Origin of the sequence: Paenibacillus methanolicus (assembly GCF_008124765.1) — a bacterium.
Taxonomy (GTDB): domain Bacteria; phylum Bacillota; class Bacilli; order Paenibacillales; family Paenibacillaceae; genus Paenibacillus_Z; species Paenibacillus_Z methanolicus.
On record NZ_VNHS01000013.1, the window covers coordinates 54,440 to 77,187 of the forward strand.

Consider the following 22,748-nt stretch of genomic DNA (forward strand, 5'->3'; position numbering starts at 1 on the left):
CGATGTCTACAGATAATAAACGACAAATCAAGCTCGGCGCTTTCTTCATGATTCCCGGCCACCATGTAGCGGCATGGCGACATCCCGAGGCGGAGGCTCATTCCGTGTTGGACTTCAAGTTCTATAAGAAGCTGGCGCAAACGGCCGAGCGCGGCAAGTTCGACATGGTCTTCCTCGCGGACGGCTACGCGGTATCGAAGCGGTTCCCCGCGGCGCTTGAACAGACGGTATCCGTGCGTCCCGAGCCGCTGACGCTGCTATCGGCGCTGTCCGCCGTCACGGAGCATATCGGCCTCGCGGCGACGGTGTCGACGACGTATAACGAGCCGTTCCACGTGGCGCGCAAATTCGCGTCGCTGGATCACCTGAGCGACGGACGCGCGGCTTGGAACGTAGTCACGTCTTCGCAAGACGAGGAGGCGCTTAACTTCAACCAGCAGGTGCATCTGCTGCACGAGAAGCGTTACGACCGGGCGGAGGAGTTCCTGAACGTCGTGACCGGCTTGTGGGACAGCTGGGAGGACGACGCGTTCCTCTTCGACAAGGAAGCGGCCAAATTCGCGGACGGCAGCAAGGCGCACACGCTGAATCACGAAGGCAAATGGTTCAACGTGCGCGGTCCGCTCAACGTCGCGCGCCCGGTGCAAGGGCATCCGGTTATCGTGCAGGCCGGCGCATCGGAGCCGGGCAAGGAGCTTGCCGCGCGCACGGCGGAGGTCATCTTCACCGCGTGGCAGACGCTGGAAGAAGCGCAGGCGTTCTATTCGGACGTGAAGGGGCGGCTGGCCAAGTACGGCCGTTCGCCGGACTCGCTCAAGATCATGCCGGGCGTGTTCCCGATCATCGGCCGCACCGAAGAAGAAGCGTTAGCCAAAAAACGTCAGCTGGAGGAGCTGATTCCGGTGGAGGCGGGCGTCAGCTTGCTGTCGGCGCTCATTAGCTTCGACCTGTCCGGGTACGACGTCGACGGACCGCTGCCGGAGCTGCCGCAGCTTGCGCAGGTGAACGGCGGCAAGAGCCGATTCACGCTGCTCAAGGATTTGGCCGAGCGGGAGGGGCTGACGATCCGCAAGCTGTACCAACGCATTGCGGGCGCGCGCGGCCATCGCGAAATTCTCGGCACGCCTGCGCAAATCGCGGATCAGCTGGAAGAGTGGTTTAATAACGGCGCCGCGGACGGCTTCAATATTATGCCGCCTTACTTGCCCGGCGGATTGGACGATTTCGTGGAGCTCGTCGTGCCGGAGCTTCAGCGCCGCGGCTTGTTCCGCACCGAATACGAAGGCACGACGCTGCGCGACCGCCTCGGGTTGTCTCGGCCGATTCACCCGGCGCAGCTGCAGCCGGCCAATATCGCCGCCTTGTCATGACGACCGGTATCGGAGGCGCCGCGGCGGTTCAGCAGGCACCTGCCGCTTTGAGGGAGCTGAAGGAGCCGTCCCCGTATTATTGGCGGACGATCATGACGCTGATTATCGGCTCCTTCATCGGGATTTACCACGTCGTTTCGTTGAACGTGGCGCTTCCGGGTTTTATGACGATCTTCGGGGCGGAGCTGTCGACGGTGCAATGGCTGGTCACGGGATTTACGCTCGCGACCGGCATCATCGCCCCGCTCAGCGGCTATATCGGCGACAAGTGGAGCAACAAGACGTTGTTCCTCGCATCGCTTGCCGGCTTGACGGTCAGTTCGGTTCTCTGCGCGCTGGCTTGGAATATCTACGCCTTGATTGCTTTTCGGATTCTGCAAGGTATCTTCTGCGGCCTCATTCAGCCTGTATCGCTGACGATGCTGTACCAGACGGTTCCGGCCGAGAAGCGGTCGGTCGCGGTTAGTCTCTGGTCCGCTTCCGGGATCCTCGGTCCGGCGCTTGCGCCAACCGTTAGCGGCTGGCTGCAGGGGTACAACTGGCACTGGATGTTCGTCGTCATGCTGCCGCTAAGCCTAGCCACGATGTGGTATGGCTGGCGGCACTTGCCGGTCGGCGGTCAGGCTTCGCGACGAAGGGCGGATTGGACGGGAATCGTACTGGCGGTCGTCGGCAGTCTCGCCTTGCTGCTGCTATTCGGCAAGGTCCATGCATGGGGCTGGGGATCGCCGCTTGCCATCGGATGTTTGAGCGTGGGGATCGGGACTGCGGCCGCCTTCGTCCTGCACGAGCTGCGATCGTCAGAGCCGCTGTTGCAGCTGCGGCTGTTCCGGCAACGGATGTTCGCCGCGAGCCTGGGCGCTTCCGTCGTCCTCATCATCGGCTTGTATTCGGGCATTTATTTCATTCCGCTCTATTTGCAGCAGATTCATGCGATGACCTCGCTCGAGGTAGGGCTTCTGCTGCTGCCTCCCGCGATGTGCCTCGGCGTCTCGACGCTATTGTCGGGCAAGTTGTACGCGCGCCTCGGGCCGGTGCCTCTCGTCACGGCGGGCGCGGTGCTGCTCGCGTGGGCGTCTTGGCAGTTCATCCTTCTAACGCCGGACACGCCGGAGAGCTACGTCATGCTGTGGATGTCCGTGCGCTATGTCGGAGTAGGACTGTCCATGACGCCGGCCATGAACGCGGGCATGGGCGCCGTCACCCGCGAGTTGGCGGGCGACGCTTCGGCGCTCATTAACTGGCTGCGGCAGGTGTTCGGCGCGTTAGGACTCGGCTTGTTCACGTCGTTATTCTACGCGCGCTTCGCGGTTCATGAGCGGCAGCTCGCGGACGCGCCCTACGGGCGGAGCGCCGAGCAGCTACATGAGACGGCATACACGATGGGCATTAACGACGCGTTCCTCGTCGCCGGCTGGTTCGGCGTCGCGGCGATCCCGCTGGCGCTGCTGCTCGGGAAGCGGGGCTTATGGACCCGGCGCGCGAAGGCGGCAAGCGCGTCGAACGAAGGAGGTGGAGGCGGAGCGTAGTAACGAATGGTAGCGATGAATGGTCCGCGCCGATATGGCGCGGATATTTTTTGCGTTCGAGGAGCTCGTTTGCCGCTCCCGTACCGCGCGTGCTACAATTTGCTCATTCTGACAGAGCGGAGGAACACCGATCCATGAACCCTTTTATCATTCATCAGACTCATGTGCAGGAAGGCATCGTCGCGCGTCAGGCGAAGCCGGAGGACGCGGATGCGGTGCTCGCGCTGCTGCTTGGCACGGCCAAGTGGCTGCAGAGCACCGGCTCCACGCAGTGGAGCGCGCTGCTGCGCGGCGAGGACAGCCATGACACGCCGGCCGCGATCCGTCGCGGCGAAACATTCGTTTTCGCGGCCGCGGACGGCGAGTTGGCGGGCGTTTTTATTCTGATGCAGCAGCCGAGTCCTTGGGACCGCGATTTGTGGGGCGAACTGACGGAGGGCGAGGATCGCGCCTTCTACTTGCACCGGTTGGCGATTAACCGACGGTTCGCCGGGCGCAAGCTCGGCGAGGCGATGATGCGCTGGGCGGAGAGCGGCATCCAATTCGAAGGCAAGACGCTCGTAAGGCTCGATTGCATCGCCAGCAACGAGGCGCTGAACCGCTTCTACAGCGGGCTCGGCTATGCACACAGAAGGGCGACGAACGGCTTTAATTTGTATGAAAAGCAGACGGCTTTTCAGTAGTCGCTTTGCGGATTCGACGCTTTGGCGCGTCCATTCACTAAACCGACTAATTTGAGGCGCGTATCCGGCAATTATGTTTTGCGTTCGCGACTTCATTCAAGTATGATGGATAGAAAAGACAATTGCCTAGCAGAAGGAGACATCAGTTGCCATGATTTCGAAAACCAGCCATGCCAAGATCGTCGACTGTACGATCCGCGACGGCGGACTCGTCAACAACTGGGATTTCAGCGTCGAGTTCGTCCAGCATTTATACAACTGCCTGAACGAGGCAGGCGTCGACTATATGGAGATCGGATACAAAAACTCGCCGAAGCTGCTGAAAGGCGCGGACAGCGCCGGCCCATGGCGCTTCCTGGACGATGATTTCCTCCGCACCGTCATTCCGCAGAAACTGAACACCAAGCTATCCGCGCTCGTCGATATCGGCCGCGTGGACGAGAACGATATTTTGCCGCGCGAGCAAAGCATGCTCGACCTGATCCGCGTTGCCTGCTACATCCAGGACGTGGACAAGGCGCTCGAGCTCGTGCAGCTGTTCCACGACCGCGGCTACGAGACGACGATCAACATCATGGCGCTCTCCAACGTCATGGAGCACCAACTGCTCGAGGCGTTCGAGCAAATCAACAACAGCGTCGTCGACGTCGTTTACATCGTTGATTCGTACGGCTCGCTGAGCCCGAACGATTTCAACCACCTGGTGGACAAGTTCCGCAAACACCTGCCGAACAAACGTCTAGGCGTGCACACGCATAACAATATGCAGCTTGCGTTCGCTAACACGCTGATCTCCGTGGAGAAAGGCGTCGAACTGCTCGACGCTTCCGTGTACGGCATGGGCCGCGCGGCAGGCAACTGCCCGACGGAGCTGCTTGTCGCGAACCTGAAGAACACGAAGTACAAGCTTCGTCCAGTGTTGGATATGATCGAGAAGTATATGATTCCGCTTCGCGAGAAAGAAGAGTGGGGCTATATCATTCCGTACATGATCACGGGCATGCTCGACGAGCATCCGCGTTCGGCGATGGCGCTTCGCGACTCCGCGAACAAGGACAAGAGCGTGGATTTCTACGACAAGCTGACGACGCCGGAAGTGTCGCACGGCAAATAAGGAATCACGAAGGCCGACCGGATGTCTGCCGCGGCGCTTGCGGGCGCGAGCGGCGGTCCGGTCGGCCTTTTTTTCGGGAAAGGCGGTGATTGGCGATGAGTTTTCAGAAAATAACGCCGCGCAAAATCTACGAGGAAATCGCGGAACAGCTGAAGGCGCATATTTTGGACGGCGGCTGGAAGAGCGGCGATCGGCTGCCTTCGACCAAGGAGCTATCCGAGCAGTTCCAGGTCGGGCGCTCCACGATGCGGGAGGCGCTCAGCGCGCTCAAGGCGATGGGGCTGATCGAGATCCGGCACGGCGACGGCTGCTTCGTCCGCTCGGTGGAAGCGGGCGATGTCCGGATGCCGGAATTCGATACCCGCTTGCTGAGCCGCGACGCGATCTTCGAGCTGTTGGAAGCGCGGATCGCGCTGGAAGTGTCGAACGCGTCGCTCGCCGCGAGGCGGCGGACGGAGGCGGATCTGTCTGCCTTCCGGGAGCTGTTGAAGAGCATGCGAGAGCGTCTGGGCGACGAGTCGTTCGGCGAGACGAGCGATCTGGCGTTCCATCGACTGCTTGCCGAAGCGGCGCACAACACGATTCTCGTCCGGCTGCTCGAGACGATCGCCTCGCAGTTGGAGGCGGCGATCAAGGAAGCCAGGCGGATACAGCTCTACGGGAACGAGCAGGTGGCCCAGCGTCTGCTGGAAGAGCATGAAGCGATATTTTCGGCGATCGAGCGGCAGGACGCGGCAGAGGCGGAAGCGCGCATGCGAGCGCATCTCGCGCACGTGGAGGGCGCGCTGCGCAGCCATTTTGCGGTTGGCGATCGGGTTGAATAACAAGAATGCCGCGCACGACGGCGAGAGAGGAGCAGGAGAGAAACGATGCCTTTCCTGAAACGGATGACGCTGCGATGGGACGATCTGTCGCCTGAAGACCGCGGCCGGTTCCCGTACAATATTCCCGCTTTGCGGCAGTTGGAAGAGCTGGAGTTCCGCGAGAACGTCACGTTCTTCACCGGCGACAACGGTTCGGGCAAATCGACGCTGCTTGAGGCGATCGGCGACCTGTGCGGGTTCAATATCGTCGGCGGCAAAGATACGGTCGTGCGCAATCAAATGGACGACGTGTCGCTTACATCGATCATGCGGCTGCAGTGGCTGCCGAAGGTGAACCACGGGTTATATTTTCGGGCGGAGACGTTCGATACGTTCGCGAGCTACATCGACGAGCTGGCCAGGGACGTCGGCAGCTTGGCCTACGCGCCATATGGCGGGAAATCGCTTCACCAACGTTCCCACGGCCAGGCTTTTCTGACGTTCTTCGAGAATCGGCTGTTGAAGAAAGGCCTATACCTGCTCGATGAGCCCGAGTCGGCGCTCTCGCCGCAAAATCAGCTGGCGTTCCTGCGTATCATTCACGACATGGAGCAAACGAGCCAAGCGCAGTTCATCATCGCGACGCATTCGCCAATCCTGATGGCTTACCCGGGCGCGGCTATCTACCACTTCCAAGAAGGACGAATCGAGGAGGTCGCGTACGAGGAGACGGAGCAATACACGCTGACACGGGACTTCTTGAATCACCGGGAGCGATACTTTCGCATGCTGTTCGAGTAGTCGGCGCGGCGCACTTGATCCGTTATCGGAAGCTAGCGGAGGCGGAGATATACGTTTGAAGCTCACCGTCAGCAGCAATTCATAATTTGGCATGGAGATATCTCAACATCTTGCCAGGTAACGACTGATTTGGTATGTTATAGAAAGTAATTTCCAATTCAAGGGCTATGCTATCCCCGGCTTCGCGCCGGAGACAACCCCGCTGCGCGCAGCGGGGTTATTTTTTATGTTCAGGAGGCGGTTGGGATGAAAGGGACAACAGGCGAGCAAAGAATGATTTTGACGCGGGAGGATCTCGTCCAAGGGCTGCGCGGATGTGGACTGCAGGCAGGCTCGACCGTTATCGCGCATTCGTCGATGCGCAAGTTGGGGTTTATCGTGGGAGGCGCGGAGACGCTCGTTCGTGCGTTATTGGACGTCGTCGGCGAAGAAGGGACGATCGTGCTGCCGTCGCAAACATGGAAAAACCTCGACCCGGAGACGGGCGTTCATGGGGAGGAGCCGGAAGCGTGGTGGCCGATCATCCGCGAGCATTGGCCGGCCTACGACAAGGCGGTCACGCCTTCAATCGGCATGGGGGCGGCGGCGGAGACGCTGCGCGCGTGGCCGGGCGCCGAGCGTTCCGATCATCCCGCGCGTTCATTCGCGGCGGTGGGCAAGCATGCCGCGGAAGTGACCCGGGATCACGACCTGCGCAATATTTTCGGCGATGGCTCGCCGCTTGCCAAGCTGTATGAGCTGGACGGCGACATTCTGCTGATCGGCGTCGGTCACGACAAGAATACGTCCCTGCATCTAGCCGAATACAGGGCGAATTATCCCGGCAAGCGACTGGCCACCGAGAACAGCGCCATCATGGTCGATGGCAAGCGCAGTTGGGTCGCCTATGAGACGCTGGCGGTAGATGACGCGGATTTCGTCCGGCTCGGCGAGTTGTACGAACGGGAACACGGCATCGTCCCGCAGCGAATCGGAGGCGCCGAGGTGCGGCTGCTTAAGCAGCGTCCGCTCATCGACTGGGCGGTTAACTGGATGAACGCGAACCGTAGCTAGCGCGAACGCAAGCTTCGGCAATCCAACACTATCGGGCTCGCCGCAACGGTTCCGTGTGCCGAAAGGCCTATACTTACCCGTCCTAGCGCGGCCTGAATCGGCCAAATCGGCGTAAACCGGCGGCGGAAAGTTTATTTTTTTGAGGGGATCTTGTCCGTTTCAAACGGTTTTGGAGCCGTGTATATCCTAAGTGTCAAGCACGTTATCCAAACAAAGACGAACCTCAAAAAAGGGAGAGATGATGTATGAAGGGTTTTCGCGCAAAGGTCGGCATGATGCTGGTGGCATCGGCACTGGCGGTACCAACAATGGCATCGGCGGCGGAAGATGCGGTCACCGCGACGGATACGATCGTATCCACGGAGACGACTGTTCCGGCGGTCCAAAACATGGGCATTAAATTCCGGCTCGACAGCAACCAATTCGAAGTGAACGGCACGATGATGACGATGGACACGGCGCCGGATATTGTGAACCAAACGTCCTACGTCTCGCTGAAGCATTTCGCCGAAGCGATCGACGCCGAACTGACTTGGGATGCTGCGGGCGAGAACGCGACCTTGAAGACCGGCGACTTTACCGCGACCTTCAAAATCGGAGACTCCCTTATTTGGCTCAACGGCGCAGAGGTTGAACTTGGCGCATACATAGGCGAGAAAGACGGACGCACGATCGTACCGATCCGCGCGCTCGGACAGCTGTTCGGCTGGAACGTCAATTTCTACGGCGACGGCAACATCTATTTGAGCAAAACGATTGTGTAATCAAAGCTGATTGGTTTGCGTTCACAATCCACGGATTGGGAATGCAGCATTCAGCTAGAAAGAAGCTGATTGGTTTGCGTTCACAATCCACGGATTGGGAATGCAGCATTCAGCTAGAAAGAAGCTGATTGGTTTGCGTTCACAACCCACGGATTGGGAATGCAGCATTCAGCTAGAGAGAAGCTGATTGGTTTGCGTTCACAATCCACGGATTGGGAATGCAGCATTCAGCTAGAAAGAAGCTGATTGGTTTGCGTTCACAATCCACGGATTGGGAATGCAGCATTCAGCTAGAGAGAAGCTGATTGGTTTGCGTTCACAATCCACGGATTGGGAATGCAGCATTCAGCTAGAGAGAAGCTGATTGGTTTGCGTTCACAATCCACGGATTGGGAATGCAGCATTCAGCTAGAGAGAAGCTGATTGGTTTGCGTTCACAATCCACGGATTGGGAATGCAGCATTCAGCTAGAGAGAAGCTGATTGGTTTGCGTTCACAATCCACGGATTGGGAATGCAGCATTCAGCGGCGATGTGACTCTTATCCATTCCAATATGTCGAGAAAGGGATGCCCGATCGTCAAAGCCATTTGACGCGGGCATCCCTTTTTGGGCTGTTATGCGGTTCCAATCGGCTCTCGGAATAGATTCATCCTCGAATGGCGAGAACGTTCGTTTAGAAGCCGGGCAGCTCGCCGTCCCCTCGAATATTGGCCGCATAATGAGCCGTGTTCGGATGAAGAAATCCCGTGCCCGCAAGCGTGCGCCCGCCGGCCGTCACGCCGGTCAACTCGACGCGCAGGTCCGCGCTTTCCTCGAAAGCTTGCAGCAAGGCCGTCTGGGGCATGCCGTCGATCTCGATGTACCATAGCCGGTAACCGGTATCGGTAACGACGTACAGCTGGGCTTTCGTGAACAACAGTTTCGTCGTCTCCTCGCCCTGCGTAATGATCAGTTCGGCCAATTGATAAGTTTCCATAACGCGTCTGTCCCCTTACGTCAAAGTCTTCTTCCGATTGTACTTCCCGGGCATTCGGGATGCAACCTTTATCCGTCTGGATGCGTTTGGAAGATGTGGGGGCGCATATCCAGAATGAAATAGCAGATCAATGCGCGTCCCGCGGCGTGTTCAATCCATACAAGGGGGCATGGAGATGAAGAAGACACGAACGGGAATGAAGGAAGAAGCAGGCAACCGCAAGCTTACCAAAGGCATGCGACCGCTTGCGCTGCTCTTGGCGGCGGCGCTGCTCGCGAGCGGCTGCTCGTCCAACGACAGCGGCAACGATGCGGCGACGGGCAATTCGGCGGTCAGCGATGCCGAGACGGATAGCAGCAAGGCGGCTGACAAGGGCAGCGATTCGTCCGCGCCTTCGGATGGCGGCGACAAGGCCATCAGCGAGCCGTCGTCGGAGTCGTCGAAGGCGGAAGACAGGGCATCTCCGACCAAGAAGCCGAGCGGGCAACAGCCCGACCCGCAAGCCGGCTTGCTGACGGCGGGCGAGTGGAACGACCTGAGCGAATGGCAGGATTGGCAGCAATTGAACGCCAGACCGGAAGTGCAGCAGCTGCGCGATTATTGGGCCTTCTACCGGTTCGATATGCTGGATGTTCGCGTGACGGGCGGGGGCCGGCCCGTCGTGGACGCGATCGTCCGCGTCGTGGACGAAGACGGACAATACGTCTGGGAAGCGCGCACCGATGCGTCGGGGCGGGCCTTCGCGTATGCGGGTCTGCTCGACGAGCAGAGCGGCCAGGGCAAATATTCGGTCGAGGTCGAAGCGGGCGGCGGGCTGAAGCAATTCGAGAATGTGCCGATCCCGCGCGGCGAAGCGCTGCAAGTGGAACTAGACGAAGCGAAGCGAACGCCGGAGAATCTGGATCTGATGTTCGTCGTCGACACGACCGGCTCCATGGACGACGAATTGGCTTATTTGCAAACCGAGCTGAAGGACGTCGTGAATCGTGTCGGCCAGGACAACGGCCAACAGCTCGATATCCGGGTTAGCACGAATTTCTATCGCGACAAAGGCGACGATTACGTTGTCCGGCCGTTCCCGTTCACGTCCGATATCAGTACGGCGGTGAAGCAAATCGGCGAGCAGGAAGCTTATGGCGGGGGGAATTTCCCGGAGGCGGTCGATCAAGCGCTGCAGGATGCGGTGCGCGAGCATGAATGGAGCGAGGATGCCCGCGCCAGATTGCTGTTCCTCGTGCTGGACGCCCCGCCGCACCACGACGACCCCGTCATCCGGAAGATCAAGCGACTGACGCAGGACGCGGCGGCGCAGGGTATCCGGATCATTCCCGTCGTATCGAGCGGCGCGGACAAAAATACCGAGTATCTGATGCGGTTCATGTCCGTGGCGACGGGCGGCACGTATCTGTTCCTGACCGACCACAGCGGCGTCGGGAACGAGCACTTGGACCCGACCGTCGGCGAATACGAGGTTCAGCCGCTCAATGATTTGCTCGTTGACGTGATCAACCGGTACGTCCAGGCGAATTAACGGCCGACGATTCCCGTTCGGTACCGGCAGCGAATGAAATAGGCATCCTCAAGCGTCATCAGAGCGGGTTCAAAACCGGCGCCAGGGCAGCGGCTGCCGAGAAGACGGAGCTCGTCATAACCGTCCTCGGGCCGGATGTGCAGTAGATGAGCGGGATCGTACCGGCGGTAGGCGCCCTTGGCGACGGAGCCGGTCCAGACGGAGACGGGCAATCCATTGATCCATTCTTCCGCCGTACCATAGAAGCAAGGGATACCGTCTTCGAACCACAGCACATGGTCCGCCCATGCTTCCCATTCGTTCATTTCGTGGGTAGACACGACGATCGTGCGGCTTCGCGAATGGGCGGCCACGAACCGGGTGAAGTGCAGCCGCTCGAGCGTGTCCAGCGCGTTCAGCGGCTCATCCAGGAATAGAAAAGACGGTGAGGCGATCCACGCTTGCGCCAGGGCGACCCGCTGTCGGACGCCCTGCGCAAGCGTTTTGATTTTGAGGGAGCGGTAGTCCCCGAGATGAAACGACTCGATCAGCCACTCCAGCTCGCCGGCGGCCAAGCCCCCTTTCAGCTCCGCGAAATAACGCAGCAACTTGGCGACTGTCATTTGCTCGTATAGCTCGACGCCCGACGGCACGAATCCGATGCGGGCGCGGATGGCGGCTAGATCTCTTTCTACGCCCAAGCCATCATAGCGGATGATGCCGCTGTCGGGGAAACGGGCGGTCGCCAGCAGCTGCAGCAGAGATGATTTGCCCGCGCCGTTCGGCCCGACGAGCAGCGTGATGCCCGGCTTGAGCGTCAGCCGCTGTACGAATAGCTCGAACGACGAGGCCTGGTGGCGGTACACGACCTGATGCATTTCAAGCATGGTGCTTGTTTCTCTCCCTTGTTCATCATCGTTACGGAAGCAGGCGCGTGCCGAAACTTCTGCGGTAGGCGAGCGCGAGCAGGAGCAAACCCGCCGCCAGCGCGCCGGTCTGAATATGGGTCAAATATTCGTTCGAGGCGAAATCCCATACCGGTACGATCCGCTGCATAAGGCCGTTCCAAGCAAACCAGAGCAGCAGCGCGACCGCATAGGCCGTCTTCAACCCGCGCGACATGATCAGATAAGCGGTCAGACCGCTCAGGAACAGCAGCACCGACAGCCAATGGAGCATGAACGGCAGCATCGGGAACGTCACCACCTTCATGTTCATATAGAACGAGCCGGCGATGCCGAACAGCAGATTCAGGCTGATGACGATCATCGTGCGGACGATGAGGAGCAGCGCGGGCGGGAACGGCGTGATCGACTCGATCATCCGCAGCTCCTTGTTCCAGGTGCGGAAGCTGTACGCAAGCGAAGCGAGCAGCAGCGCGGGCAGTATAAAGGTGAAGGTGTTGCCGACCGAATGGAAGGACACGTTCTGGTCCGTCGGCAAAATAAGCAGCAGCATGGCGAACACCATTAAGCTGGCCAACCAGTACATCCGGGAGTACGAAGAGAGCTGCGACCGGATCAGCCGATAAAGCGATAGGGGGCGAAGCGGCGCCGACTGGAGCGCGTAACGCTCGGCTTCGGAAGTCTGCCGGAGTTCGTTGAACGCCGGCTGGAGGGCTTGGATCAGACGGATCGTGTCCTGCGACGAGACCGGGCTCGCGAGCAGTCGGGAGAGCGGTTCGCGCATTTCTTCTTCTAGCTGATTTAATTCATTGTCGTTTGGCACGCTCATTCCGTCCGCCTCCTTGATGGCCCGCATCCGCCGCGATCTCGGGATGCAGGCGCGATTTTAACTTGCGCAAGCCGTTGTATAGATGAGTTTTGACCGAACCGAGCGGCAAGCTGACGATGTCGGCGATGTCCTGCAATTTTAAATCCTGAAAGAATCGTAACGTTATGATTTCCTTTTGCACCTCGGGCAAGGAATCGAGCGATTCCTTGATTTCTCTGCGGGTTTCCTGCCGCTCCGCGATAAGCGCGACGGCCGGTCCCAGGTCATGCTGTTCCGGCGGCTCGGCGAACGAGGTTTGCACGTAGCGGAAGTGGGCGCTCTTCCAATAATCCCGGCATAAATTCAGCGCCACCCGGTACAGCCACGCCTGCACGTTGTCCGGCGGCTTCCGATCCTGCAGCTGCTTGATTAGGCGGAGGAACGTCTCCTGGACGAAATCCTCGGCTTTGCCGCCGTCTTTGAGCTGCCGCTGGAGGAAGCCCGAGAGCGGGGCGTGATAGCGGTGCACGAGCGCTTCGAAGCTTGCTTGGTCGCCATCGGCCATCCGCTGCAATAATTCTTCATCTGTCATCGGAATTGCTCACCTGCCTTTCTCCTCATACCAGGCTTGTAGCCATTGTTCCCACGTAATTCGCGGGTAGTGGTACGGATCCGCCGCTTCGGTCGCGAGCGGGCTTGCGGAACGCGTGGATGAACGATCTTCGATCGCAAGTCCTTCGTTCCAAAATCGCGTCAGCACCCGTTTGACCACGTCCGCTTTCCCTTCTTTATACGCGGTATCGACCATTTGCTTCATTTTCTCGCCGATCGGCGAGAGCATATAGACGTCGCCCTCTTGCGCGATGACGTGCTCTTTCATCGGAATGTACAACGCGATCATGCGCCTGATTTCCTGCACGATCGAGTACGTGCTCAGCATGTTGCGGTTCTGGTCGTCCCATTCGTTTACCCGGGACGAGCTGTACACCGTGTCCCCGAACAGCAGGAAGCTGAGCGTCTGTTCCATTCGGTACGCATCGAGATTGCTGTGCCGCAGCTCGCCGATGAACAGCGTATCCCCGATCGGGAAGACGCTCGTTAGCCCGTAGCTGCGGTCGAACGTGCCGATGAACGGGAAATACACGATTTGCCGGATTCGGTCCAGCCGCGTGCCGGTCCACTGTTCATAGAATGCCCGGCGCTCGCGCAAGTTTTCCAAGAAAATCCGCGCCTCCTCCACATTGCCCGGCGTCGTCAGCATGAAGGCGGGCTCGTCCGCCACCTTCACCGTCGTGAACGAGCCGCCGGCTACGGTCGGAAGGACGGCGTTCGCTCCGGCGAAGCTTCGCGCGCCCGGGGCGTCATCCTCCGCCGGGGGCAGCGTGGAGACGAGCCGGCCGTCGAAACCTTCCAGCCGCAGGCGAAAATCCGCGCGCAGGCCGTTCGTCACGTCTGCGCGAGGCACGATCTGTTCGCCCTGACGGTACATCAGACTGTCCCCGCCCGGGAGAGGATACCAGCCAAGATAAGCGGGAAGGAACGAGCTCCTTCCCTGCGCGAACAGGAGATGGTATTGCCCCGAGGCGTCCTGTGCCCATTCGTTCAGCGGGGAAACGGCGGCATATTCCCAGACCACTCTATGCGATGACGCGGTCGGATCGAGCGCCGCATGATCGAACGAGATTCGGTCCTGCTCCTGCGTCCAAGCGACCGGTTCGCCGTCCACGGTTAATCCGCTGACTTTAAGCTTCGGATAGAGCAGGAAGGTCACGCGTCCTTCGATCCGGTCCGTAACGGCCTCAAGTTCTTCATGAGCGGGAAGCAGCCGTCCCTCTCGCGTCGGCAAGACGAACTCCGCCCGCGCGGTTAAGGAATCGTTTTCGGCGCGCGCGAGCCGCACGTCGATGCTCTCGACTTTGAAGGCGTAGCGCTCGTGAAGGTGAATCCGCTCCGCTGCCGGAACGTTAGGCATAAGCTGCTGCCATTGCGCGTAACGCTGCTGCCATACATCGGCATAAGGGACGAATACCGCGGCGGCGGCGATTAAGGCGACGCCCATAAGCGCGATCGGCGCAAACGGTCGTAGGACCGGTCGGGTACGGGCCAGCAGCGCGCAAGCGGTCGCCAGGAGCAGCACGGTGACCGTCCCGGCGAAAACGTACGTCAGCGGATATTCCAAGCCGGACAAACGATAGGCCCAGGCTTCGCTCGCGGACGCTCCCAGATCTCCGATCAGATGATTCAGGCTAAACAGCCTCATCTGGTGCCAGTTGAACACTTCGATTAAATAGACGGGCACGAAAATCGAACCGAATATCCAGCCGCAGAAGGCGACGGGAAGCGCGAAGCGCATCGGGAACAAGGCGCCGATGACGATGCCGACCGCCACGCCTGCCGCGAAGGACGTTTCATATAGCGGCGCGTAATGCGCGATTTCGCTCCATATCGACCGCCAGCTTAATTTGTGGTGGACCGCCACGCCGACATAGACGGCGAGTATGCAGACGGTAAACGCGCTGCTATATAGCATGCCGGCAATCCATTTGGCCGCGATCATGACGCGGTTCGTCACCGGCAAAGTCAGGCTCCACTCATAGGAAGGATTCAGCGCGTCCCTCCGAATCAGCAGCACGCCGAGGAACATGGGGAGCGCGGTCAAGAACGTCATCAGGGTGGCATGGGCATCGGCGGCGTATAGGTTGACGTCCATCGATGCGGGAAGCCCGATATCCGCGCATTGAAACAGCATCCATAACCCGGCGGCGGGCGGCAGCAGGAGCGTCAACCGCAGCTTGGCGATCAGCTTCAGCTCGAATCCCGTTTGCAGCAAAAGCGTTCGCATCACGATCCCGCGCCTCGGTTTCCGGTGATCAGCGCCAAATACCCTTCTTCCATCGTCGGCGCGGCGGAATGGGCATACGGCGTGGGCGGATACTCCGAGATCGTGCGGCATAAAATCCCGTCCGCCGTGCGGCGTGCCGACAACAGCCTCTCCTGTGCCATCGCCCGCCATTCCCGCTCGGAGGCTTCCCACTGCCATAGCCTGCCTTGGGCATAACCGGCGAGGCCGCCGAGACGCCCGTTGTACAGCAACTTACCGCTTCGCAGCACGAGCGCTTGACCGCACACCGCTTCGATATCGCTGAGCACGTGCGTCGACAGCAGCACGATGGCGCTCGGCGCCAGCTCGGCCAGCACGTTGCGCAGTCGCAGCCGCTCCTCCGGATCAAGGCCCGCCGTCGGTTCGTCGACGATGACGGCTTCCGGCGTGCCGACGAGCGCCTGCGCGATGCCAAGCCGCTTGATCATGCCGCTGGAGTATGAGCCGACCGGTTGATCGGCTTTGTCTTCGAGACGGACCGCAGCGATCAACCTCTTCACTTGGGTTTCCTGCTCCAAGCGGGTGCCCGCATTCTTTAGCTTGGCGGCGTGCAGCAGCCACTCCCGGGCGGTCAACTGCGGATAGAGCCGGAACGTCTGGGGCACGTAGCCGATCCTTCTTCTGGATCGGGACACGTCCCGGACGGTGACGCCGTGCAGCGAGGCATCGCCGGTCGTCGGCGCGAGCAGCCCGGCGAGCAGGCGCATGAGCGTCGATTTGCCCGCCCCGTTGGGACCGAGCAAACCGTAGATACCGCGTTCTAATTGAAAGGACAAGGGCTCCAGGGCCCAAAGTTGTTTGTATTTTTTGCCTAGATGGTCAGCAGTAAGCATGCTTGCGATTCCTCCTCCTTCCTAAACGAGCGCCGAGGGCGAAAAGTTTTGCGGAAGTGCTTGAAAGATGCTGGACAAGATCAATGTTTATAGTACAAACTAGGAAGAAGAACCAGGATTCTTCCGTCTATTTTACACGAAATCGTCCGAGGTAGAATCCTTTGTCGGCAAACCGGCTCGGCAAGGGCCTTGGACACTCGAACGGGGACGCGGAAGCATATTCATACATAACCTTAGTCTGTCGAATAGTGGCAATGAAGGATAATGGACGCAGGATGAAAGTCCTTCCCGAATATAGGGGAGGCGAACGCAAAAGAGCAATCCTTCTGGAGGGAATCAACCATTTATGAAACGGGCGGACATATGGACATGGGGAGCGGCCGTCTGCCTCATCGCGGCGGCGGCTGTTCCCGGCATGTTCGAACTTGGAATTAACGCGCATATTTATAAGCAAAGCTTCGTCTTTATGCATGCGGCGGTAGAATTTCTAGCTTTCGCTTCCTGCTTTACGATCTTCACGCTCGGTTGTCTGTTCGGTGCGGATAGCGTGACACGTTGGCAGCGTTCGCTGGCTTCCCTGTACGGCGCGGTCGGCGTGCTTGTCTTGATGCATGCGATGACATCTGAAGGCATGCCGCTGGCTTCGGCGGACGGCGCCGTCACGCTGCCGCTCGTCTACGCGGGCATGGCCGAGCTCGCCGGCGCGATCGGACTGCTCGTCCTGTTCGGCAAGGGCGATCGGGAGGCGGGACGCGCACAATCGCGGCCGGCAATGATCGGTGCCGTCGCGGCGAGCGCCGTCGTTGCCGGAGGGATCTTCGCTTGGGCTAGCGGCGAAGGGCTGGCGCAGGGGGCTGGCGTCCGGGCAGTAGGAGCCGTCGCGGAGGGCATGATTTTGATGGCGTACGCGCTCACGGCGGCGCTGCTGTTCTTCCGTTATCGCGCGTCCAGGCCGACGCTTGCCTCATCGGCGATACAGGCGATTGCGTTGTTTGCGCTCGCGAACGCGCTGCTCGTGGTTGACGGCGGCGGCGAGACCTACGCGTTCCTGGCGGGTCACGGATTACGGCTGCTCGGCTTCGCTTCGCTGATCCGGGGCATGTTTGCGTCGGCGGCGGAAGCGGAGACGCTGCGGCAAGAATCGTGCAAGGCGGATATCGACCGGGACGAACTCACCGGGCTTGCGACAAGACGCATGTTGAAGGAACAGCTGCAAGCCGAGATGATTCAGGCCAAGAACGACAACCGCGTCTTGGGGCTGCTGCTGCTCGATATCGACCGGTTCAAGACGATCAACGACGCGCTCGGCCACACGTTCGGCGACTCCATGATCCAAGCGGTCTCGGAGAGACTAAGGACGGCGATGAATGGTCAAGATCGGATATACCGGATGGGCGGAGACGAATTCGCGGTCGTGCTGCCCGGACTTGCGACGACACAGGCTGCCGAATCCTACGCGCAGCGGCTGATGGGCATGTTCGACCGGCCGATTCTGCTCGACGACGCGGAATACCACATTACCATTAGCATCGGTATTTCGTTCTTCCCCCAGGACGGAGAGAGCGTCGACGTGCTGATCAAGAATGCCGACACGGCGATGTACACGGCGAAGGTGCACCGCAACGAGTTTCAAAGCTATCACTCCGAAATGAACCAGACGACCCGGGATAAGCTGCGTCTGGAGAGCGATCTGCGCAAAGCGCTGGAGAACGAGCAGTTCACGCTCGCCTATCAGCCGCTGGTCAACTTGAGCACGGGACGGATCGTCGGCGTCGAGGCGCTCGTCCGTTGGCAGCATCCGCAGCGCGGGCTGCTCCCGCCGGGAGAGTTCATTCCGCTTACCGAGGAGAACGGGCTCATTCTGCCGTTGGGCGAATGGGTGCTCAAGGCGGCTTGCAAGCAGAATAAAGCGTGGCAGGACGCGGGCATGCCGCCGATGCGGATGTCGGTCAACCTGTCGATGAGACAGTTCCGGCAGCATAAGCTGGCCGACCGGATCAAGAGCATTCTGGAGCAGACCGGCATGCCGCCCGAGTATCTGGAGCTGGAGATTACGGAGAGCATGACGAGCGACGTGGAGTTCGCGATCGACACGCTGTCGAATTTGAAGGCGCTCGGCGTGCAGATCAGCATTGACGACTTCGGGACGGGATACAGCTCGCTCGGATACTTGAAGCGGTTCCCGGTCGACAAGCTGAAGATCGACCGCTCGTTCGTCACCGATCTGACGGAAGGAAGCAGCGACGCTGCGATCGTGACGACGATCACCTCCATGGCCCGTCATCTGAAGCTGAAGGTCACCGCGGAAGGCGTCGAGAACGACGATCAGCTGCGTTTCCTGCGCGAGCGGAACTGCGAAGAGGCGCAAGGATATTACTTCACGAAGCCGATTCCGGCGAATTTATTCGAGCACTGGTACAAGCGGTATTTGCAGACGGCGTAGTCAAGCGAAGACGGGACGGAAGCGGAATCGGCTGTACTAGGAGGTGGCAGAACTGAGGGTGACATTATTCATCTACGGCTCGCTGCTGCCGGGGCTGAGCAACCACGGGCTGTTGGCCGGACGCATGCTGGCTATGAAGCCCGGCCGCGTCGCCGGACGGCTGGTTGACGTGGGGCCGTATCCCGCGTTGGTCCGCGATATCGTCGCGGCCGAGACGGGCAGCATGGTGCGCGGTCTATGGATCGACGTGGAGCTTAAGCTGCTGCCGCTGCTGGATGAGTTGGAGGATTTCGCCGGTCCGGAGGAGACGAACGATTACGACCGCGTCTGGACCGCGGATGCCGACGATCCGGCGCGATCCGGATGGGTGTACGTCTGGCCGGACGACAGGGGCAAGCCGGTCGTGGACGGCGAGGATTGGGCGCGTTACTTCATCGAGAAGCGCAGGTAGAGAGCAGGAAGACGGGGGCCATTAGAGGCGCCCGTTTTTTGTTTGGTGGGTGTTCGAACGATCGTTATGATTTCCGTATTCTAGGATTTATTATAAGCGTTCTATAATATAGAAGCGAACGCCGACACGAAACGCGAGTAACCCATTCTGAGGTTAAGCATGTACGTCGTGATCGGCAAGCATACCGGGCAGCAACGCGAAGGATTAGGACATATGTCCTTTGGCGGTAGCGGAATAATAACGTAAACTATGGTGTCAGGCAGGGGAGTATTTTTCATTGGGGGCGCGGAACATGAAAAAGCGGCATGATACGGGAGAAATCCGCGCGCTGATCGAAGGCCATGGACTTGGCGAGGCGTTCGGTCGGGAGACGGCGGAGCGGATGGAGCTTCGCGTCTACGATGACGGCGAATTCGTATGCAAGATGGGCGAGCGGACGGACGGGCTGTATGTGCTCGTATCGGGCAAGCTTAAAATTTATACGCTTCTGCCTTCCGGCAAGTCGATGCTGCTGCGATTCGGCAAGGCGCCGTCGCTCATCGGCGACGTGGAATGGACGGGACGTTATCCGGTGAAGAACAACGTGGAGGCCGTCGGCGAATGCACGCTGCTGTTCGCCAGCCGCGAGGTTATTATGGAGCTGCAGGCGCAACGCCCGGCTTTCCTCTGGTTCATGATCGAGAATTTAAGCTACAAACTGCACACGTTCGGCAATGCAACGGCGATGAACGTGCTTTATCCGGTCGAAAACCGATTCGCGAGCTATTTGCTTTCGCTGCATGAGCTTCGGGACCGACAAGGCGCCGCGGACGAAATCCGCACTTCCACGCTGACGGAGACGGCCGAGATGCTGGGCGCGAGCTACCGCCATCTCAACCGGGTCATCGCCCGATTTGTAGACGAAGGCGTACTGGCGCGCAGAAGAGGACGTCTCGTCATTATGGACGAAGAGAAGCTGCGCGCGTTGGCCGGCGGACATTCGTACGCCTAGTCGGGAAGAGCCGGTATGGCGGCGGCTGCGCGAATGGGCTTGGCAGGGACGAGTCGTCAAGTCCTCCGAAGCGATCTGCGTTAAAGAAGCATGAATGCGAACAGGCCGAACCGCTCCTAAGCTGGAGAAGTTCGGCCTGTTCGGCGAGCGTATGCGCGGTTATTGGAGGATCGACGAGACCGGAACTGTGCCGGTCTCGTCGGCTCCAGGAGGGAACCACCCCATCGTCTTGGCTCCCGGCGACACGGAAGGCACGGCTTCCTTTGTAGCGGGATCATCCGCATCCGCTTCTATAATCGCGGGAACCGTCGTCCTCCCGGGAGTAGCCGCATGGATCAGGCATACCGGCAGCAGCACCGCGGCCGTGCCAAGCACCATCAATCGCTTCAACCGATAAACGGCGGCCGTGCCGTCGAGCCGATGAATTCGTTTATGCTTCACATGCTGCCTCACCGCCAGCAGAACGGCCAGCGTCACTGCGGCGCCGGCGAATAGCGCCAGCTGCCATGCCGTCTCGCGGACCGAAGGGAATACCGTTGCCGCCGCGTAGACGACGGACCCAAGGGTCAGCGCGTGGACGGGCAGCACGATCTTCTTGTCTGACGCGGCTCTCCGCAGCGTTCTGCTAGGCCGCGCCGCTATAACCGGTTCCAGCTTGATCGTCAATTTGGCCATGTGCGCCGCCGCCGATACGGCAGTCAAAGCCGGGAGGGCGAGCAGGACGGCGAAGGCTATCCATTGGCCGGTCGCCGGTCCCGCCTCGGTGCGCGCGACCGCCGCGGCCTCGCCGCCGATGAGCAGCGCCGCGCCGGCTAGCAGCAGCAGCGTCAATCGGGCGGTACGCCGCATGCGGCCGGTGCTGCCGCCTAACGCGATCGAGCCGGCTCCGTAGCTGGCGAATAAAGTCATGGTCGCGATGAGGAGAGCGAGCCCGTCGCGCATCATCGTCTCTGGCATATCATACGCCTCCGTTTCCCATTTACATCACTTCCTCTATATTACAAAGACGCGAAGGAGCGGGGAATCGGCCGGGGACGGGTTTTGAACCTGGACCTCAGGCCCGGAAGCGGGATACGTCCGCAGACGGAGTTACCCGCTCACCGCTTCTTTCAGCAGCTCGTAAGACCGTACCCTGGCGGCGTGATCGTAGACCGTCGAGGCGACGATGAGCTCGTCGGCCTGCGTCTCGTCCACGATCTCCTGCAGCCGAGCGCGTACGGTTTCTCGGCCGCCTGCGATCGTATAGTTCAGCTGACGGCGCACGATCGCTTTCTCCTGCGTCGTCCAGAGCGCGTCCATATCCGCTACCGGCGGCTGGAGCATGCCGGTACGCCCGCGAATGATATTCAGGAATTGCTGCTCGTGACTCGTGGCCAAATATCGCGCTTCTTCGTCCGTCTCGGCCATGACGATATTCACGCCGACCATGGCGTACGGCTTCACCAGCTGGCCGGAAGGCTTGAAGCCGTTGCGGTACAGATCTAGGGCGGGCAGCAGATAATCCGGGGCAAAGTGGCTCGCGAAGCCGAACGGCAGGCCGAGCTCGGCGGCAAGCCGCGCGCTGAAATCGCTCGAGCCAAGCAGCCAGATCGGAATATCGAGTCCTTCGCCCGGAAAAGCGCGGACGCCGGCGGGACGGTAGTCCTGGGGCGCGTTCGGATCCAGATACGCGCGAAGCTCGCCCAGCAGCTCCGGAAAATCATGGCCGCCGCTCCCGAGGCCGCGCCGGATGGCGCGGGCGGCCGGCTGGTCGGAGCCTGGCGCTCGGCCGAGTCCCAGATCGATCCGGCCGGGATACATCGATTCCAGCGTGCCGAACTGCTCGGCGATCATGAGCGGGGCGTGGTTAGGCAGCATGATGCCGCCGGAGCCGACGCGAATCTTCGTCGTACCCGCGGCGATATAGCCAATGGCGACGGAGGTCGCCGAGCTGGCGATGCCCGGCATGTTGTGGTGTTCGGCAAGCCAATAGCGGTGATAGCCCAGCCGCTCCGCGTTGCGGGCCAGGTCGAGGGAATTTCGGAATGAAACCGAAGGCGTGCTCCCGGCCGTGACCGGAGCAAGGTCTAATATGGAAAGCGTTACGTTCTCAATCGTTCTGCGCATGGTTGGACAGCCTCCTGACAGGGATTCATGAATAGAGTATCCCCCGTCATTATGATATGTTGTTGCAACAAAAGCAAGTAGCAACGCATTTGTAAGTAAGTATAATATTTATACCATTGATTCGCTATCATGCGCCGTCAAGTCTTTCAAGCCGGGCATGACAGACTCGAAATATGCTACAATATGGGCAGTTTGACAATCGAGGAGTGGGCATGGAAGATGGGCGGACAACAAGTTAACGAACAAGAGCTCGTGCGGTACATAGCGGGCAAGACGAAAGCGGACGAGAAGAGCATCGGACTCGTTCTGCGGCATGCGGCGGCATTCATGGAGCGAGCGCAGGCGGGACGCAAGGGCGAGGTAGACGTCGACATTGACGATATCGTCGATTACGTCATGACCCGCAAGGATGTGCGGCTGAGCGAGCTGGCGGTCGAGAGCATTCTCGAAGCGGAAATGGACTACTTGATGGATAAGGGTCTTGCCGGGTATATTGACTAATCCGCGATGGGGACATGCGGAACGGGCGCTCGCTGCTGCACGGGCGCTTTTTGCGTTCCTTCTCTCCGCCGCGTAGTTTCTTGTTTAATTTATGAAACAATCTAGGTTACAATGGCAATAGTTGGACGATAACCAATAAAGGAGGGAACTGATAATTTTTGGATGGTGTTGCCCGGGATCTAAGGGGCGGTCGCGCGGCGAGGCCTTGGTGTTGCCCGAAAGTT

The 22,748-nt window shown here is 59.9% G+C and carries 21 protein-coding genes; 13 read left to right on the forward strand and 8 right to left on the reverse strand.

Going from position 1 to position 22,748, the window contains the following annotated elements:
- Positions 1 to 2 precede the first annotated feature (2 nt).
- From BCM02_RS29590 to BCM02_RS29625, 8 genes are all read left to right on the forward strand, one after another.
- Entirely contained in the window at positions 3 to 1,370 is a 1,368-nt protein-coding gene (locus BCM02_RS29590) for an LLM class flavin-dependent oxidoreductase (RefSeq protein ID WP_148932741.1), read from the forward strand.
- Positions 1,367 to 2,899, forward strand: a complete 1,533-nt coding sequence (locus BCM02_RS29595; protein ID WP_148932742.1) for a DHA2 family efflux MFS transporter permease subunit — start codon at positions 1,367 to 1,369, stop codon at positions 2,897 to 2,899. The genes BCM02_RS29590 and BCM02_RS29595 overlap by 4 nt, the downstream gene beginning before the upstream one ends.
- Before the next feature lie 134 nt (positions 2,900 to 3,033).
- A complete protein-coding gene (locus BCM02_RS29600) occupies positions 3,034 to 3,582 on the forward strand; it encodes a GNAT family N-acetyltransferase (protein ID WP_148932743.1) in 549 nt (182 codons plus the stop codon).
- Positions 3,583 to 3,733: 151 nt separating this feature from the next.
- Complete coding sequence (locus BCM02_RS29605; protein WP_187434480.1) at positions 3,734 to 4,696, forward strand: aldolase catalytic domain-containing protein; 963 nt, start codon at positions 3,734 to 3,736, stop codon at positions 4,694 to 4,696.
- A gap of 95 nt (positions 4,697 to 4,791) precedes the next feature.
- The gene (locus tag BCM02_RS29610) at positions 4,792 to 5,520 is read left to right on the forward strand and encodes a FadR/GntR family transcriptional regulator (protein WP_148932744.1); all 729 of its coding nucleotides are present in this window, start codon (positions 4,792 to 4,794) and stop codon (positions 5,518 to 5,520) included.
- Positions 5,521 to 5,565: 45 nt separating this feature from the next.
- Positions 5,566 to 6,300 (forward strand): AAA family ATPase, encoded by a 735-nt coding sequence (locus BCM02_RS29615; RefSeq protein ID WP_148932745.1) that lies wholly within the window; start codon positions 5,566 to 5,568, stop codon positions 6,298 to 6,300.
- A 246-nt stretch (positions 6,301 to 6,546) separates the two neighbouring features.
- Positions 6,547 to 7,353, forward strand: coding sequence for an AAC(3) family N-acetyltransferase (locus BCM02_RS29620; protein ID WP_148932746.1), 807 nt, complete (start codon positions 6,547 to 6,549; stop codon positions 7,351 to 7,353).
- A gap of 245 nt (positions 7,354 to 7,598) precedes the next feature.
- Entirely contained in the window at positions 7,599 to 8,117 is a 519-nt protein-coding gene (locus tag BCM02_RS29625) for a copper amine oxidase N-terminal domain-containing protein (protein ID WP_148932747.1), read from the forward strand.
- Positions 8,118 to 8,792: 675 nt separating this feature from the next.
- On the opposite strand, the gene BCM02_RS29630 is transcribed toward BCM02_RS29625, so the two are convergent.
- A complete protein-coding gene (locus tag BCM02_RS29630; protein WP_148932748.1) occupies positions 8,793 to 9,095 on the reverse strand; it encodes a hypothetical protein in 303 nt (100 codons plus the stop codon).
- A gap of 175 nt (positions 9,096 to 9,270) precedes the next feature.
- Here BCM02_RS29630 and BCM02_RS29635 point away from each other — a divergent pair, with 175 nt between their 5' ends.
- On the forward strand, positions 9,271 to 10,626 hold the full coding sequence (locus tag BCM02_RS29635; protein WP_187434481.1) for a vWA domain-containing protein: 1,356 nt from the start codon (positions 9,271 to 9,273) through the stop codon (positions 10,624 to 10,626).
- On the opposite strand, the gene BCM02_RS29640 is transcribed toward BCM02_RS29635, so the two are convergent.
- The 5 genes from BCM02_RS29640 to BCM02_RS29660 are packed head-to-tail and all read right to left on the reverse strand — an operon-like array spanning position 10,623 to position 16,032.
- A complete protein-coding gene (locus BCM02_RS29640) occupies positions 10,623 to 11,492 on the reverse strand; it encodes an ATP-binding cassette domain-containing protein (RefSeq protein ID WP_148932750.1) in 870 nt (289 codons plus the stop codon). The two genes, BCM02_RS29635 and BCM02_RS29640, sit on opposite strands and share 4 nt — an antisense overlap.
- A 31-nt stretch (positions 11,493 to 11,523) precedes the next feature.
- Positions 11,524 to 12,339, reverse strand: a complete 816-nt coding sequence (locus tag BCM02_RS29645) for a hypothetical protein (protein WP_148932751.1) — start codon at positions 12,337 to 12,339, stop codon at positions 11,524 to 11,526.
- The gene (locus BCM02_RS29650) at positions 12,317 to 12,910 is read right to left on the reverse strand and encodes an RNA polymerase sigma factor (RefSeq protein ID WP_148932752.1); all 594 of its coding nucleotides are present in this window, start codon (positions 12,908 to 12,910) and stop codon (positions 12,317 to 12,319) included. The genes BCM02_RS29645 and BCM02_RS29650 overlap by 23 nt, the downstream gene beginning before the upstream one ends.
- Positions 12,911 to 12,919: 9 nt before the next feature.
- Positions 12,920 to 15,163 carry an ABC-2 transporter permease gene (locus BCM02_RS29655; protein ID WP_148932753.1) on the reverse strand — a complete coding sequence of 748 codons (2,244 nt, stop codon included), beginning with the start codon at positions 15,161 to 15,163 and terminating at the stop codon, positions 12,920 to 12,922.
- Positions 15,160 to 16,032, reverse strand: coding sequence for an ATP-binding cassette domain-containing protein (locus tag BCM02_RS29660; RefSeq protein WP_148932754.1), 873 nt, complete (start codon positions 16,030 to 16,032; stop codon positions 15,160 to 15,162). The genes BCM02_RS29655 and BCM02_RS29660 overlap by 4 nt, the downstream gene beginning before the upstream one ends.
- Before the next feature lie 346 nt (positions 16,033 to 16,378).
- Between BCM02_RS29660 and BCM02_RS29665 the strand changes: the two genes are divergently transcribed.
- The 3 genes from BCM02_RS29665 to BCM02_RS29675 all read left to right on the forward strand — a co-directional run bounded on the left by BCM02_RS29665 (position 16,379) and on the right by BCM02_RS29675 (position 19,917).
- Entirely contained in the window at positions 16,379 to 18,475 is a 2,097-nt protein-coding gene (locus BCM02_RS29665; protein WP_148932755.1) for a putative bifunctional diguanylate cyclase/phosphodiesterase, read from the forward strand.
- Between the two features lie 58 nt (positions 18,476 to 18,533).
- A complete protein-coding gene (locus tag BCM02_RS29670; protein ID WP_246183605.1) occupies positions 18,534 to 18,926 on the forward strand; it encodes a gamma-glutamylcyclotransferase family protein in 393 nt (130 codons plus the stop codon).
- Positions 18,927 to 19,218: 292 nt separating this feature from the next.
- Complete coding sequence (locus BCM02_RS29675) at positions 19,219 to 19,917, forward strand: Crp/Fnr family transcriptional regulator (protein ID WP_148932756.1); 699 nt, start codon at positions 19,219 to 19,221, stop codon at positions 19,915 to 19,917.
- Between the two features lie 159 nt (positions 19,918 to 20,076).
- Here the strand turns inward: BCM02_RS29675 and BCM02_RS29680 are convergent, their stop codons facing one another.
- A complete protein-coding gene (locus BCM02_RS29680; RefSeq protein ID WP_148932757.1) occupies positions 20,077 to 20,874 on the reverse strand; it encodes a hypothetical protein in 798 nt (265 codons plus the stop codon).
- A gap of 132 nt (positions 20,875 to 21,006) precedes the next feature.
- Positions 21,007 to 22,023, reverse strand: a complete 1,017-nt coding sequence (locus BCM02_RS29685) for an LLM class flavin-dependent oxidoreductase (protein WP_148932758.1) — start codon at positions 22,021 to 22,023, stop codon at positions 21,007 to 21,009.
- A 219-nt stretch (positions 22,024 to 22,242) separates the two neighbouring features.
- Between BCM02_RS29685 and BCM02_RS29690 the strand changes: the two genes are divergently transcribed.
- Positions 22,243 to 22,524 carry a hypothetical protein gene (locus BCM02_RS29690; protein ID WP_148932759.1) on the forward strand — a complete coding sequence of 94 codons (282 nt, stop codon included), beginning with the start codon at positions 22,243 to 22,245 and terminating at the stop codon, positions 22,522 to 22,524.
- Positions 22,525 to 22,748: the final 224 nt, after the last annotated feature.

Bases quoted from the DNA above. Each gene is read 5' to 3' on its own strand.
- BCM02_RS29640 (WP_148932750.1), bottom strand. From the start codon at position 11,492: ATGCTTGAAATGCATCAGGTCGTGTACCGCCACCAGGCCTCGTCGTTC.
- BCM02_RS29675 (WP_148932756.1), top strand. From the start codon at position 19,219: ATGAAAAAGCGGCATGATACGGGAGAAATCCGCGCGCTGATCGAAGGC.
- BCM02_RS29605 (WP_187434480.1), top strand. From the start codon at position 3,734: ATGATTTCGAAAACCAGCCATGCCAAGATCGTCGACTGTACGATCCGC.
- BCM02_RS29635 (WP_187434481.1), top strand. From the start codon at position 9,271: ATGAAGAAGACACGAACGGGAATGAAGGAAGAAGCAGGCAACCGCAAG.
- BCM02_RS29620 (WP_148932746.1), top strand. From the start codon at position 6,547: ATGAAAGGGACAACAGGCGAGCAAAGAATGATTTTGACGCGGGAGGAT.
- BCM02_RS29660 (WP_148932754.1), bottom strand. From the start codon at position 16,032: ATGCTTACTGCTGACCATCTAGGCAAAAAATACAAACAACTTTGGGCC.
- BCM02_RS29600 (WP_148932743.1), top strand. From the start codon at position 3,034: ATGAACCCTTTTATCATTCATCAGACTCATGTGCAGGAAGGCATCGTC.
- BCM02_RS29590 (WP_148932741.1), top strand. From the start codon at position 3: ATGTCTACAGATAATAAACGACAAATCAAGCTCGGCGCTTTCTTCATG.
- BCM02_RS29610 (WP_148932744.1), top strand. From the start codon at position 4,792: ATGAGTTTTCAGAAAATAACGCCGCGCAAAATCTACGAGGAAATCGCG.
- BCM02_RS29630 (WP_148932748.1), bottom strand. From the start codon at position 9,095: ATGGAAACTTATCAATTGGCCGAACTGATCATTACGCAGGGCGAGGAG.
- BCM02_RS29665 (WP_148932755.1), top strand. From the start codon at position 16,379: ATGAAACGGGCGGACATATGGACATGGGGAGCGGCCGTCTGCCTCATC.
- BCM02_RS29650 (WP_148932752.1), bottom strand. From the start codon at position 12,910: ATGACAGATGAAGAATTATTGCAGCGGATGGCCGATGGCGACCAAGCA.
- BCM02_RS29615 (WP_148932745.1), top strand. From the start codon at position 5,566: ATGCCTTTCCTGAAACGGATGACGCTGCGATGGGACGATCTGTCGCCT.
- BCM02_RS29685 (WP_148932758.1), bottom strand. From the start codon at position 22,023: ATGCGCAGAACGATTGAGAACGTAACGCTTTCCATATTAGACCTTGCT.
- BCM02_RS29690 (WP_148932759.1), top strand. From the start codon at position 22,243: ATGGGCGGACAACAAGTTAACGAACAAGAGCTCGTGCGGTACATAGCG.
- BCM02_RS29680 (WP_148932757.1), bottom strand. From the start codon at position 20,874: ATGCCAGAGACGATGATGCGCGACGGGCTCGCTCTCCTCATCGCGACC.
- BCM02_RS29625 (WP_148932747.1), top strand. From the start codon at position 7,599: ATGAAGGGTTTTCGCGCAAAGGTCGGCATGATGCTGGTGGCATCGGCA.
- BCM02_RS29595 (WP_148932742.1), top strand. From the start codon at position 1,367: ATGACGACCGGTATCGGAGGCGCCGCGGCGGTTCAGCAGGCACCTGCC.
- BCM02_RS29645 (WP_148932751.1), bottom strand. From the start codon at position 12,339: ATGAGCGTGCCAAACGACAATGAATTAAATCAGCTAGAAGAAGAAATG.